Consider the following 12908-nt stretch of genomic DNA (forward strand, 5'->3'; position numbering starts at 1 on the left):
ACGAGCTCGCGGTCGGCGTCGTCGGAGAAACGATGGATGTCGAACCCTTGCCCGACGCGGATCATTCCCGGCTCGCTCATCGTGATCCCGCTCAGGCGGTGCCCGCGGCCTGCCGGACCCAGTCGAGGTCGGCCGGATGGGTGATCTTGCGATTGGCCTGCTCGCCCTCGACGACCACGACGCGGCCACCGGTGCGCTCGACGAGCTCGGCGTCGTCGGTGCCCTCGCCACCGTCGGCATGCGCTGCGCGCAGCACACCGGCACGGAATGCCTGGGGGGTCTGCACGGCGACGAGCGAGGAGCGGGCGGGCGTGTCGACCACGACGTCCCGGTCGTCAATGATCTTGATCGTGTCGGCAACCGGCACGCCCGGCACCGCCCCGTCCGCGCCGCTTGCCACGGCCGCGACGACGCGTTCGTACAGCGCCGGGCTGGCAAGCGGCCGCGCGGCGTCGTGCACGCAGATGATCTCGGCCTCGGACGGCACGCGCTCCAGTCCAGCACGCACGCTGTCGCTCCGTGTGGCACCGCCGGCGACGGCGCCCTCGTGGTCGGCGTCTTGGGGCGGGACGACGACGATGACGCCGGCACTCACCGTCTCGGCGATGCGTCGCGAGCGATCGATCACCCGCTCGCCGCCGATGAGCTCGTACTGCTTGGGACGCCCGAAGCGCCGACCGGTACCGCCCCCGACCACGATGGTCCACACGTTCGAGGGGCCAAGCACCGGGACGAGGGTAGTACCGTGCGGACACGATGACGGATCACATCGAACGCCTCGCACGCACGTCGTTCTTCGCCGACGCGTCGCCGGAGATGCTGGCCCGGATCGCCGACGCCGGGCACGAGCGCCCGCTCGTCCGCGGCGACGTGCTGTTCAACGAGGGCGACCCGCCCGACGCGCTCTACCTGGTCACCAGCGGGCGGATCGCGATCGCGATGTCGAGCCCCGTCGACCGCCGTGAGAGCGTGGTCGCCCTGATGGAGCCGGGCGATCTGTTCGGCGACATGGGCATGCTCGACGAGGGCCCGCGATCGGCGCTCGCGAGGGCGCTCGAGCCATCGTCGGTGTTCGAGGTGCCGTTCGAGCCGGTCCGGACGCTCTTCAACGAAGATCCGCGCCTGCTCTGGAACGTCGCCCGGCTGCTCGCGACCCGGCTCCGCGTGATGGACGAGGTGCTCGCCGACTCGGTGTTCCTCGACGTCACGGGACGCACCGCCAAGCGGCTGCTCGAACTGGCGAACGGCTCGGACGACTTCCAGCTCCCCGTCACCCAGGAGGAGCTGGCCGGCATGGTCGGCGCGTCACGCGAGCGCGTCAACAAGGCGATCGCCAGCTTCATCAAGCTGGGGTGGCTCGAGCAGCACGACCGCAACTACCGCATCGTGCAGCGCGACCGCCTCGAACTGCGCGCCCGCTGACCCGCGGTCACGTCTCGCTCCACGTAGGACCGGCGGCCCCGGCGCTACGCGTCTCGCCGGTGGTCGAGCCAGCCCCCGAACGCGATCATCGCCAGCCCGATCGCGGCGAACCAGATCGCGCCCCACGGGCGCCCGAGCGTGTCGACGGAGTCGTCGGCCACGGCGTCGGAGATCGCCGCCGAGTACGGGAGCCACTTGTTCACGCCCTCCCAGTCGAGCGCCGTGAACAGCAGCGCGACGAGGTTCTCGATGATCAACGGCCAGATGAGCAGGATCGTGATCGTCGCCGCGGCGTTCCGGATGATCAGGCCGAGCCCGTAGCCGAACCAGCTCACGAGCACGCCGAGGATCGAGATGCTGACCAGTTGGGGCACGACACCGTCGTCGCCCAGCGAGATCGACAGGTCTCGACCGTCGAAGATCAGCTGGGCGATCGTCCAGCAGATCACCACGGTCACGAACGAGACGACGGCGATCACGACCGAGTTGACCGTGAGCTTCGCGGCGTGGACCCGCGCCCGCGACGTCGTCGCCGCGAACGTCGGGCGGATGACGTTGTGCGTGTAGTCCGACGTCAGGCTCGTCGCCGCCATCGCGCCGAGGAGCAGCGCCGTCACGACGACGAGGCCGACGATCACGTTCGCGACCTCCTGGCTGTCGAGCGTGAAGGTGATCTCGGCGAACGCGGAGAACAGGATGACGATCGCGACCGGGAACACGATGGCGATGCCGACCAGCACCCAGTGGGCCATGACCGTGCGCAGCTTGATCCATTCGGCCTGCATCGCGTGGATCACGACGCACCCCCCGATCGATACTCCTGCGTCGACGCCGTGGCGGTCAGGAAGGCGTCCTCGAGCGACTCGGTCTGCGCCGACAGCTCGTAGAGCGTCGCACCGGTCGATGCGGCGAGCTCGCCGACCTGCTCGATCGCCAACCCCTGCACCTCGGCACCCTCGGGCGCCGAGGCGTCACCGATGATCTTCACCGTCGCGCCCTCGCTGCCCAGCACCTGCAACAGCTCGGGAAGCTGGGGGCTGCGGACCCGAACCCACGACGTGGCGTGCTCGCCGACGAAGTCCTCGACCGACGACTGCTGGATCAGGCGGCCCTTCCCGATCACGATCAGGTCCTGGGCGAGCAGCGACATCTCCGACAGCAGGTGACTCGACACGAACACCGAACGGCCCTGGTCGGCGTAGTGCCGCAGGAAGTCGCGGATCCACCGGATGCCCTCGGGATCGAGCCCGTTCGCCGGCTCGTCGAGGATGATCGTGCCGGGGTCGCCGAGCAGCGTCGCGGCGAGTCCCAGCCGCTGCTTCATGCCGAGCGAGTACCCGCGCAGCTTGCGGTTGGCCACCTCGGTCATGCCGACCAGCTCGAGCACTTCGTCGACCCGCCGCTTCGGGAGGCCGTTGCTCGCCGCCAGCCAGCGCAAGTGGTTGCGGCCGGACCGCGCCGGATGAACGTAGCCGGCGTCCAGCAGGATGCCGACCTCGGTGAGCGGCGCCGGGAAGTCGCGGTACTGCCTGCCGCCGAAGCTGGCCGCGCCGTTCTCGAATCGGTCGAGTCCGACCATGCACCGCATCGTCGTGCTCTTGCCCGAGCCATTGGGTCCGAGGAAGCCGGTGACGCGGCCGGGCTGCACCTCGAAGGAGAGGTCGTCGACGGCCACCGTCGAGCCGAACCGCTTCGTCAGGTTCTGCACCTCGATCACGGGGGTATCAGAGCAGATCGACCGCGCCGGTGCGCGCACCGGCGCGTCTCGTCGACCGAGACGCCCACCATGTCGAGCGCCGTGGCGCCGCAGTCACCACGGACCATGCATCCGCGTCCCGCCACCGATCCGTAGGGTCCGGGTGATGACACCGACCGACGCGCGGTCCGACCCGGGGATCGCGGGCGGGGCCCGGATCGAGGTTCCGTGTTCCTGGCGCTGAGGGAGATGGCGCGGGCGAAGGTCCGCTTCGGCCTGCTGATCGTCGCGATCGGCATGCTGGTGTTCCTGATCCTGTTCCAGCAGTCGCTGCAGAACGGCCTCCTCACCTCGTTCGTCGGGGCGATTCGCAACCAGTCGGCGCCCGTGCTCGTGTACTCGGTCGACGGGCAGCGCGTGGTCCAGGGCAGCATCATCACTCCCGACCTCGAGGCCCTCGCCGCCGGCACCGACGGCGTCGGCCGGGTCGGCCGCGTCATGCAGGGCACGTTCACCGCGGCGACCGAGGACGGCGACCGGTTCGACACGTCCGTGATCGGTGTCGAGTCGCCCGACCTCGGAGCGCCGAGCGAACTCGTCGACGGCCGCTTCCCGTCCTCGGCGGGCGAGGCGGTCGGGAGCGATGCCGACGCCGACCAGGGGTTCGGGATCGGCGACGTCGTGGTCCTCGAACCCGGCGGGTTCGAGATCACGATCGTGGGGCTCGCACGCGACGTCCAGCTCAACGCAGGGCCGACGCTCTTCACCGATCTGGACGACTACGTGACAGCCGTGCAGGCGGTCAATCCCGACGCCGGGACGCCGCTCCCGAACGTGCTCGCGATCGTTCCGGCCGAGGGTGTCGATGCCGATGCGCTCGCAGAGCGGATCAACGCTCGGTCCGACGACCTGGATGCGCTCACGCGTGCGGCCGCGGCCGACGAGACGCCCGGCGTCTCACAGATCCGATCGTCGTTCGCGATCATCTTCCTGCTGTACGGCCTCGTCATCCCGTGCGTGACAGGGCTCTTCTTCCTCATCGTGACGTTCCAGAAGTCGGGCGCACTCACCCTGCTCAGGGCGCTCGGCGCGCCGGCGCGGCGGTTGGTCGCATCACTGCTCATCCAGGCGGTGCTCATCGTCGCCGCCGGCTTCGTCGTCGGCGTCGCGCTGTACACACCCGTCTCGCAGCAGCGGGTCGGTGGGCTCCCGCTCCGCTTCGAGACGGGTGCGGTCGTGCTCTGGGCGGCGCTGCTGCTCCTGCTCGGCATCGGCAGCTCGCTCGTCGCCGCGAGGCGCGTGCTGGCGATCGACCCGATGGAGGCCACCACGGGCGGGGGCGCCCGATGAGGTTGGCGCTCCGCGAGCTCGTGCGACGGCCGGGTCGTTTCGTGACGGCGACCGTGATCCTGACGCTGATCGCCGTGCTGTTGATGTTCCTGGGCGGGCTGCTCGACGGCCTGATCCGCTCGTCGACCGGCGCCGTTCGTGCACAGCAGGCCGATGCGATCGTCTACGCCGAGTCGGCGCAGGCCTCGTTCCTCCGGAGCCGGATCGATCCGACGACGCGCGCCGAGATCGAAGCACTGCCGGCGGTCGAGCAGAGCGGCGGCCTCGGTGTCGTCCTGCTCGGCGCGCGGGTCCCCGGCAACGGGCCGCGCGACCTCGCCAACATCGCGCTCTGGGGCTACGAGCTGGCGCCTCGCGGCGTTCCGGCACCGCCGGACGACGGCGAGGCCTGGGCGGACCGGGTGCTCGAGGCCGACGGTGTCGAGCTGGGCGACGTGCTGCTCGTGGGGCCGGCCCGCTCGCCGGTCACCGTGGTCGGCTGGGTCGAGGACACGTCCTACACCGGACAGGCAGGTCTGTGGGCCAACGTCGACACCTGGCACGCCGTGCTCTCCGTCAACCGTCCCGATGCTGCGCTCGCCGACGGCGTGTTCCAGGCACTCGCCGTTCGCGGTGCCGACGTCGTCGCGGCGATCGAGACGGGTCTGGGAGGCCGGGTCGAGGCGTTGACCATCGACGATGCCGTCAATGCGATCCCGGGTGTCACCGAACAGCGCACGACCTTCAACCAGATCCTCGGCGTCACCGTCGTGGTCGCGCTCGTCGTGATCGCCCTGTTCTTCGCGCTGCTGACGGTCGAGCGGACGGCGCTCTACGGCGTGCTCAAGGCGGTCGGGGCCAGGTCGGGAACGATCTTCCTCGGGCTCGTCGTCCAGGCCATGGTCGTCACGCTCGTCGCCGCGGCGGTCGCAGGTGCCGCGGTGGTCGTGCTCGACCTGCTGATCCCACCCGGCTCGATCCCACTGTCGATCTCGGCGACGCGGATCGTGATCAGCGTCGTCCTGCTGCTCGTCGCCGCCGTCGTCGGTAGCGCGTTCTCGTTGCGTCGCGTCCTCCGTGTCGATCCGGCCTCTGCCCTGGGGAGCTCCTCATGAACCAACCGATCCAGCACCCGACCGACCACTCGCCCCTCGCGACCCGTCCAGCCGACGCCGAGGATCGACGCCGATGAGCGCGCCGGCGCTCCAGCTGTCGGACGTCCGCAAGGTGTACCGGATGGCCGACAGCGAAGTGGTCGCGCTCGATCATGCGACGCTGACGCTGGACGCGGACGAGATCGTCGCCCTGGTCGGGCCGTCCGGGTCGGGGAAGACGACGCTGTGCTCGATCGCCGGCGGCATCCTCGCGTCGACCGAGGGGTCGGTCGTCGTCGGCGGCGAGGAGATCACCGCGTACTCGGACAAGCAGCTGACGACCTTCCGGCAGCACCAGGTCGGGTTCGTGTTCCAATCGGTCAACCTCGTGCCGTTCCTCACCGCCCGCGAGAACCTCCTCGTGGTCGACGAGCTCGGCCGGCGTCAGGGCAAGCCGGCGCGCCAGCGCGCCGACCGGCTGCTCGAGGAGCTCGGGCTCACCGACCGGGCGAAGAACCTGCCGTCGCAGCTGTCCGGTGGACAGAAGCAACGGGTGGCGATCGGCCGGGCGCTCATGAACGAGCCCCTGCTCGTGATGTTCGACGAGCCGACGTCGGCGCTCGACACCGAGCTCGGGCAGCAGGTGATGGAGCTGATCCGCTCGGAGATGAAGTCCCGCGGCACGGCTGCGATCGTCGTCACGCACGACGAACGGATCACCCAGTTCTGCGATCGCACCGTGCACATCACCGACGGCGTCCTGTACGCCTGAGAACGAACGCCGACGAGGCTTCGCGGACCGGCACAGCCGGATCGGCTGCGCCTGACGTGCTCGCTGTCTCCGCCCTTGCTGTGACGCTCGCCCGCCGTCCATCGCGGCGCGCCCTGAGACGAGCAGACGGATCCCGCCCCCTACGGCACGAGTCGCGGGCGCGATCTACGCTGGGCGGCCATGGGGGCACTGGCACATGAACACGGCCCGACCGACGTCGACCTGCTCGACGAGACGATCCCGGCCAACCTGATCCACACGATCGACCGGCACGAGCACCGCGAAGCCCTCGTGTCGGTGCACCAGAACATCCGCTGGACGTACGGCGAGTTCGGCGACCGCGTGCGCGACCTGGCGAAGAGCCTGATGCACGCCGGGCTCGAGAAGGGCGACCGGCTCGGCCTGTGGGCGCCGAACTACGCCGAGTGGACGCTGGTCCAGTACGCGACCGCCGAGATCGGCGTGATCCTCGTCAACATCAATCCCGCCTACCGCACCCACGAGCTGGCGTACGCGCTCAACCAGTCGGGGTGCCGGTGGATCATCGCCGCGCCCGACTTCAAGACCTCGAACTACGTCGACATGGTCGCCGCCGTCAGCGACGAGTGCCCGGCGCTCGAGCACGCCGTCTTCTTCTGGACCGACGAGTGGAACCGCCTGATCGACGGCGACGAGTTGGTCGGCGACGAGGCACTGGCCGAGCGCCGCGACTCGCTCCGTCCCGACGACCCGATCAACATCCAGTACACGTCGGGCACGACCGGCTTCCCGAAGGGTGCCACCCTCACCCACAAGAACATCCTCAACAACGGGTACTTCACGACCGAGCTGCAGGGCATCACGCACGAGGACCGGATCTGCATCCCGGTGCCCTTCTACCACTGCTTCGGGATGGTGATGGGCAACCTCGGCTGCACCAGCCACGGCGCCACGATGGTGATCCCCGGTGACGCGTTCGAGCCGAAGGCGGTGCTCGACGCCGTGCAGGCGGAACGCTGCACCTCGCTGTACGGCGTGCCGACGATGTTCATCGCCGAGCTCGGCCACCCCGACTTCGAGTCGTACGACCTGTCGTCGCTGCGGACCGGCGTGATGGCCGGGTCGCCGTGCCCCGTCGAGGTGATGAAGCAGTGCGTCGACCGCATGAACATGCACGACGTCACCATCTGCTACGGCATGACCGAGACGTCGCCGGTGTCGACCCAGACGCTGCCGGACGACACGCTGCACCACCGCACGGCCACGGTCGGGCGCGCCCACCCGCACGTCGAGATCCGCGTCGCGGACGCCGAGACCGGCGAGACGGTCGAGCGGGGTACGACCGGCGAGTTCTGCACCCGCGGGTACTCGGTGATGACGGGGTACTGGAACGACCCCGAGAAGACGGGCCACGCCATCGACGAAGACGGATGGATGCACACCGGCGACCTCGCCGTCATGGCCGACGACGGCTACTGCAACATCGTCGGCCGCATCAAGGACATGGTGATCCGCGGCGGCGAGAACATCTACCCGCGTGAGATCGAGGAGTTCTTCCACTCCCACGACGCCGTCGAGGACGTCCAGGTCATCGGGGTGCCCGACGCCAAGTACGGCGAGGAGCTGATGGCGTGGATCAAGCTCCGGCCCGGCGCCGAGGCGACCGAGGACGAGCTGCGTGACTTCTGCCGCGGCAGGATCGCCCACTACAAGGTGCCACGGTACGTGAAGCTCGTGGAGGACTTCCCGATGACGGTCACCGGCAAGGTCCGCAAGGTCGAGATGCGCGAGATCTCGATCGACGAGCTCGGCCTGGGGGCTGCGGCGAGCACCGAGATGGCATGAGGGTGCGTTGACCGGACTCGAAGCGGCGATCGCCGAGCGGATCGCCGAAGGCGCCTCCGACTTCGTCAACGACCTCGGGCTGCGGATCATCGCGGCGACGCCCGGCCGGGTGCGGTTCGACCTCGACGTGACCCCGCGGGTGGTCCACGGGGGCGGCGTGCTGTGCGGCCAGGCGATCATGGCGTGCATGGACACCGGCATGGTGTTCGTCATGCTGTCGCTGAACGGCGCCGAGGACGCGCACTTCACCACGGTGCAGCTCCAGACGTCGTTCGAGCGTGGCGTGCCCGCCGACATCGGAACGGTGAGCTTCGACGCCCGAGCGACCAAGACGGGCCGCACCCTGGTCTTCGGCGAGATCGACCTGCTGCTGCCCGACGGCACCCGCGCCGCACACGCCACGACGACGAACATGTGGCTGTGACGAACATGGGCCGTGACGACGCGGGTTGTGAGGACATGGGTCGCGAGGACATGGGTTGTGACACAGCCACAACGAGCGGCGGTGACGGTGCGGCCCTGGACACGGTCGCCGATCGTCCGGGTACCGTGGATCCATGGCTGATCGCCGTCCGTCCGGTCTCCCCGACGAGCAGCTGGCTCGGCGCTGGAAGCGGCCGCCGCACGACTTCGACGCAGAGGTCGTCGAGGCCGAGATCCTCGTCCGCAACCTGCGGCGCATCTGGGTGATCGGCTCGCTCCTCGTCGCCGTGCTGAGCCTCGCGTGGTGGATCAGCGGTAACGGTGACGCGGCGCTCGGCCTCGTCACCTTCTTCGCCGCGCCGCTCGTCCTCGTGATGCTCGGTGCCGAGACGCTCGCATTCTTCCAGCGGCGGCGCACGAGGAACCGCAGCAACTTCCGCCCGTGACCGACTCGTACTGCGACGAGCTCCGGAGCCACCTCGCCGAGTACTGCGACACACGCCGCCGCGTCACAGTGGGTCTCGTGATCGTGGCCGCGATCGCGTTGGTCATGTTGGTCGCCGGCTCGCCCTTGCTCGCGGGCGTGTTCGGGCTGCTGCCCGGCATCATCCTCGCCACGATCCTCGGCGGGAACGAGTGGATCCTGCGTCGGACGGCCCGGAGGATCGCCGCCGACTGCCCCGATCCGCCACCCGCCGCGTGACGTTCGGCCCTGGCGAGCTGCGACGGGACGGTCTCTACCATGAGGTCATGGGCAACCGGCCCTCCGGGATGCCAGGCGACCGTGCGTTCCCGCACATCGGGCGCGAGTACGAGTACACCGAGGACGTCGCGAGGACGGGCGCGGCGATCCGCTCGGTCCGCCTGAAGGTGGGGTCGATCGCTGCGCTGATCGCCGTGCTCGGCATCGTGCTGCTGATCGCTGGCAAGGGCGCCACGGCCACCGGAGTGATCGGACTCCTTGGCGTCCCGATGCTCCTCGTCCTCGCCATCAACGAGATCGTCGCGTTCTTCCACCGCCGCCGCTCCTGACGTTCAGCCTCGCCCGCGACCGCCCTTCGGCGCAATCGACCCAGTGCTCCGACATGCCGCGGGCGAGCGTCGAAGCGGCGGCGCAGGGCGCCGTTGCGGAGACGGCGGCCACGGCAGGCTTCGCCGATCCGGCTCTGCCGGTTGGCGCAAGCCCGATCCCTCAGCCGAGCAGGTCGAGGACGACGCGCTCCCAGAGCTCGGTCGTGAGCCGCAGCGACTCGACGTCGATGCGCTCGTCGTGGCCGTGGAATCGGAGTCCGAAGTCGGCCGGATCGATCATCGGGCTGAACAGGCCGGCACCGTAGGCCACCGCGCCGAGCTCACGGAACACCCGCGAGTCGGTGAACCCGCCGATGAACTGCGGGTTGAGCCGAGCGTCGGGGAACGGCACGCCGATCGCGCGCTGGAGCGAATCCCACAGCGGCGTGTCGATGCGGCTCATCGACGCCGGGTCGTCCATCAGGATCTCGATCTCGATCCGGTCGTACAGGTCATCGCCGAGCGCAGTCCGGAGGTGGGCGGCGACCTCGTCGGTGTGGTCGCCGGGCATCGTGCGGATGTCGATGTCGAGGTCGACCACGTCGGGGATCACGTTGGTCTTCGGACGGCCCACCGTCGAGACGACGTTCGGCGCGAACGTGGTGTGGGTGCAGGCGTGGAAGTGGCCCTTCGCGCCGGCGTGGGGCAGATCATCGAGCAGGTCGTCGATCGCGTCCTCGTCGAGCAGGGCAGCCGTCATCTCGTCGTCGAACCCGAGCGCTTCGACCTGACCGCGCCAGAGCTCGTGGAAGCGCGGCGGCGGCCGGTAGTCGGCGAGCCGCGACACCACCTTCGCTGCAGTGACGAGGGCATTGTCGGATCCGAACGGCATCGAGCCGTGACCGGGCGTGCCGCGGACGCGGATGCGGCGCCAGGCAACACCCTTCTCACCGACGTTGACCGAGATCGTCCGGTGCCCCTCCGGCCCGTAGTGCAGACCCCCGTTCTCGGTGAGCACGTAGTCGCACCGGATCGCATCGGGATGCTCGTCGGCGACCCACCGAGCCCCGTGGGCGCTCCCCGCTTCTTCGTCGGCGACGGCGAAGTAGAGCAGGTCGCCCTTCGGGCGGAAGCCGCGGTCGACCAGCGAGCGGAACACCACGGCCATCGACGACGTCAGGTTGAGCATGTCGACTGCGCCGCGCCCCCAGACCTCGTCGTAGCCGTCCGCGTTGCGGATCAGCTCACCGCCGAACGGATCGTTCGACCAGCCGTCGACGTTGACCGGCACCACGTCGGTGTGACCCATCAGGCAGAGCGACGGGGCATCCGGGTCGGTGCCGGGCAGGCGGGCGACGAACGACGCTCGGCCCGGCGTCGGCTCCCACCGCTCGATGTCGACGCCGCTGCGCTCGACGTACGTCTGCAGCACGTCGGCGTTTCGTGTCTCGTGCCCCGACTCGGCGGTGCCGTCGTTGACGCACTCGTTGCGGATCAGGGTCTGCAGCAGCTCGACGGTGTCCTGCGTGACGTCGCTCACCATCGCCGCAGTCTCGCGCTCGAAGCCGTTACACATGGTGTCTGACACCACCTGTAACGCCTCCGGGGGAACCTGGGAACCGATCGCGACCGTCGTGACTCTGTCAGGGTGACCATGCCAACGACGCCAACGACGCCAACGACCGGCGGCACCGCCCACGCCGCGACCACGATGGTGACCATCGACGATGCGACCCCGGCCGGCGTGGCCTTCGAGGAGCTGTACGAGCAGCAGTACGCCCGCATGGTCCGGCTCGCCTTCGCGCTCGTCGACACCCAGCAGCGCGCCGAGGAGGTCGTCCAGGACGCGTTCGCTGCGGTCTACGAGCGCTACGGCCGTCTCCAACATCCCGAGGCGTACCTCCGGGTGACGGTCCTCAACGGGTGCCGGCGGGTCCTGCGGAGGCGCATGCTCTCGAGGCGCCAACCCGTCCCGCCCACGACGGACGACGATCTCGGCTTCAACCACACCGTCGACGCGATTCGTCGCCTGCCGCACCGGCAACGATCGGCGGTCGTGCTCCGCTACGACCTCCAGCTCACCGACGCCGAGATCGCCGACACGCTCGGCATCCCGATCGGCACGGTGAAGTCCACCTTGCACCGAGCACTCGCCGCCCTCAGACAGGAGCTCGACGATGACCGATGACCGCGACCTGGATCGCCGGGTGGAAGCCTCGCTCGACCACCGCGCGCATCAGCTTCACGAGCCAGCCGGCCAGCTCGCCGACGTCTGGCGGCGCGTCGACCGCCGCCGTGGGAGGCGGCGCGGCGTGGCCGTGGTCGGCTCGGTTGCCGTGATCGCCGTCAGCGCGGCCGGACTGCTGGCGCTCGACCGCGGGAACGAGGATGTTCCGACGACGGCGGCGCTGCTCGATGCGGCCGACGAGGCGGATGCAGCGGCTGGGGCGACGACGACGGGCGTGCCGACGGTCGCGCCGACCACGACGTTCGCCGTCCAGTTGTGGCAGTGCACCGACGCGGTGACGATCCAGGAGGATCCGGCCGGTCACTACTTCCGATCGTGCTTCCCCGTCGTCGACGGACGGGTCGGCGTCACGCCGACCACGATCGTGCCCTCGACCTTCGAACACGTCGTCGAAGCCGGGGACTCCGTGTTCGGCATCGCGTCGCAGTACGGCGTCGACCCGGTGGTGCTGGCGAACTTCAACTCGTGGGACGACGGCGTCGAGCATCCGATCTTCGTCGGCGACGTGGTGCTGATCCCGCCGGAGGCTCTGCCGCTCACGACGCAGGTGCCATCCTCGGACGTCGGTCCCGGCACACTCGTCCCGATCGACTGCTACGGCGGCACGACCACGATCGCCCCTCCCGGCTACGTCTGCCGTAAGCCGGCCGACGAGATCCTCCCGTGGGAGACCGGAGCACAAGCGTCGACGCCGCCGGCGCCGGTCACCACCTCGTTGACGACCGCGCCCGGTACGACTTCCGTACCGGTTCCCGAGCCGGACGCGACGACGAGCGTCCTCACCACCGAGCCCTGATCACAGGCGGGCGCCTCAGGCCGTCCTTCGATCGCTCCTGCGTCCCGGTGATGCGTCAGCGGAGGCACACGGCAGGGGCGGGCCCGCACCGAGCCCGCCCCTGCGCCGTCCAACCCGCGACGAGGCCTCGAGGTCAGATCGAGCGTCGGGGGCGCCGGCTGAAGGCGGTGAGCAGCGCGCCGGCGGTGAGGACCGCGGCGGCGGCCATGAGGGTTCGGCCCTCCGAACCGGTTGTCGGCAGCGTCTCGTCGCTCACCGCCGACACGGCGATGGTCGTCGTGGTCGTCGTCGTG

16 protein-coding genes are annotated in these 12908 nt (G+C 69.7%); 11 read left to right on the forward strand and 5 right to left on the reverse strand.

Features of this window, described 5'->3' with window-relative positions:
- Positions 1–91: 91 nt before the first annotated feature.
- Positions 92–727: a 2-C-methyl-D-erythritol 4-phosphate cytidylyltransferase gene (gene ispD, locus QNJ12_RS22010; protein ID WP_300625998.1), complete on the reverse strand. Its 636-nt coding sequence runs from the start codon at positions 725–727 to the stop codon at positions 92–94.
- 29 nt (positions 728–756) lie between these two features.
- On the opposite strand from ispD, the gene QNJ12_RS22015 reads away from it, so the two are divergent.
- Positions 757–1422 (forward strand): Crp/Fnr family transcriptional regulator, encoded by a 666-nt coding sequence (locus QNJ12_RS22015; protein WP_300625999.1) that lies wholly within the window; start codon positions 757–759, stop codon positions 1420–1422.
- A 44-nt stretch (positions 1423–1466) separates the two neighbouring features.
- On the opposite strand, the gene QNJ12_RS22020 is transcribed toward QNJ12_RS22015, so the two are convergent.
- Together QNJ12_RS22020 and QNJ12_RS22025 are read right to left on the reverse strand one after the other, a co-directional pair.
- Positions 1467–2207: an ABC transporter permease gene (locus QNJ12_RS22020; RefSeq protein WP_300626000.1), complete on the reverse strand. Its 741-nt coding sequence runs from the start codon at positions 2205–2207 to the stop codon at positions 1467–1469.
- Between the two features lie 8 nt (positions 2208–2215).
- On the reverse strand, positions 2216–3139 hold the full coding sequence (locus tag QNJ12_RS22025; RefSeq protein WP_300626002.1) for an ABC transporter ATP-binding protein: 924 nt from the start codon (positions 3137–3139) through the stop codon (positions 2216–2218).
- 207 nt (positions 3140–3346) lie between these two features.
- Here QNJ12_RS22025 and QNJ12_RS22030 point away from each other — a divergent pair, with 207 nt between their 5' ends.
- The 8 genes from QNJ12_RS22030 to QNJ12_RS22065 all read left to right on the forward strand — a co-directional run bounded on the left by QNJ12_RS22030 (position 3347) and on the right by QNJ12_RS22065 (position 9592).
- Positions 3347–4468: an ABC transporter permease gene (locus QNJ12_RS22030; RefSeq protein ID WP_300626004.1), complete on the forward strand. Its 1122-nt coding sequence runs from the start codon at positions 3347–3349 to the stop codon at positions 4466–4468.
- 41 nt (positions 4469–4509) lie between these two features.
- The gene (locus QNJ12_RS22035; RefSeq protein ID WP_300626006.1) at positions 4510–5562 is read left to right on the forward strand and encodes an FtsX-like permease family protein; all 1053 of its coding nucleotides are present in this window, start codon (positions 4510–4512) and stop codon (positions 5560–5562) included.
- A gap of 73 nt (positions 5563–5635) precedes the next feature.
- The gene (locus QNJ12_RS22040) at positions 5636–6313 is read left to right on the forward strand and encodes an ABC transporter ATP-binding protein (protein WP_300626008.1); all 678 of its coding nucleotides are present in this window, start codon (positions 5636–5638) and stop codon (positions 6311–6313) included.
- 180 nt (positions 6314–6493) lie between these two features.
- Positions 6494–8137 (forward strand): AMP-binding protein, encoded by a 1644-nt coding sequence (locus QNJ12_RS22045; protein ID WP_300626009.1) that lies wholly within the window; start codon positions 6494–6496, stop codon positions 8135–8137.
- A gap of 7 nt (positions 8138–8144) precedes the next feature.
- Positions 8145–8561: a PaaI family thioesterase gene (locus tag QNJ12_RS22050; protein ID WP_300626011.1), complete on the forward strand. Its 417-nt coding sequence runs from the start codon at positions 8145–8147 to the stop codon at positions 8559–8561.
- A gap of 133 nt (positions 8562–8694) precedes the next feature.
- Positions 8695–9006, forward strand: a complete 312-nt coding sequence (locus QNJ12_RS22055) for a hypothetical protein (RefSeq protein WP_300626012.1) — start codon at positions 8695–8697, stop codon at positions 9004–9006.
- Positions 9003–9263, forward strand: coding sequence for a hypothetical protein (locus tag QNJ12_RS22060; protein ID WP_300626014.1), 261 nt, complete (start codon positions 9003–9005; stop codon positions 9261–9263). Before QNJ12_RS22055 ends, QNJ12_RS22060 begins: the two co-directional genes overlap by 4 nt.
- Positions 9264–9310: 47 nt before the next feature.
- Entirely contained in the window at positions 9311–9592 is a 282-nt protein-coding gene (locus tag QNJ12_RS22065) for a hypothetical protein (RefSeq protein ID WP_300626016.1), read from the forward strand.
- A 160-nt stretch (positions 9593–9752) separates the two neighbouring features.
- Here QNJ12_RS22065 and QNJ12_RS22070 read toward each other — a convergent pair whose 3' ends face one another.
- Positions 9753–11114 (reverse strand): M20/M25/M40 family metallo-hydrolase, encoded by a 1362-nt coding sequence (locus QNJ12_RS22070; RefSeq protein WP_300626018.1) that lies wholly within the window; start codon positions 11112–11114, stop codon positions 9753–9755.
- Positions 11115–11225: 111 nt separating this feature from the next.
- On the opposite strand from QNJ12_RS22070, the gene QNJ12_RS22075 reads away from it, so the two are divergent.
- Together QNJ12_RS22075 and QNJ12_RS22080 are read left to right on the forward strand one after the other, a co-directional pair.
- The gene (locus QNJ12_RS22075) at positions 11226–11759 is read left to right on the forward strand and encodes a SigE family RNA polymerase sigma factor (RefSeq protein WP_300626020.1); all 534 of its coding nucleotides are present in this window, start codon (positions 11226–11228) and stop codon (positions 11757–11759) included.
- The gene (locus tag QNJ12_RS22080) at positions 11749–12615 is read left to right on the forward strand and encodes a LysM peptidoglycan-binding domain-containing protein (RefSeq protein WP_300626022.1); all 867 of its coding nucleotides are present in this window, start codon (positions 11749–11751) and stop codon (positions 12613–12615) included. The genes QNJ12_RS22075 and QNJ12_RS22080 overlap by 11 nt, the downstream gene beginning before the upstream one ends.
- 133 nt (positions 12616–12748) lie before the next feature.
- Here the strand turns inward: QNJ12_RS22080 and QNJ12_RS23820 are convergent, their stop codons facing one another.
- The gene (locus QNJ12_RS23820; RefSeq protein WP_367281838.1) at positions 12749–12823 is read right to left on the reverse strand and encodes a hypothetical protein; all 75 of its coding nucleotides are present in this window, start codon (positions 12821–12823) and stop codon (positions 12749–12751) included.
- Between the last annotated feature and the right edge of the window lie 85 nt (positions 12824–12908).

The organism is Ilumatobacter sp. (assembly GCF_030065885.1).
GTDB lineage: Bacteria > Actinomycetota > Acidimicrobiia > Acidimicrobiales > Ilumatobacteraceae > Ilumatobacter.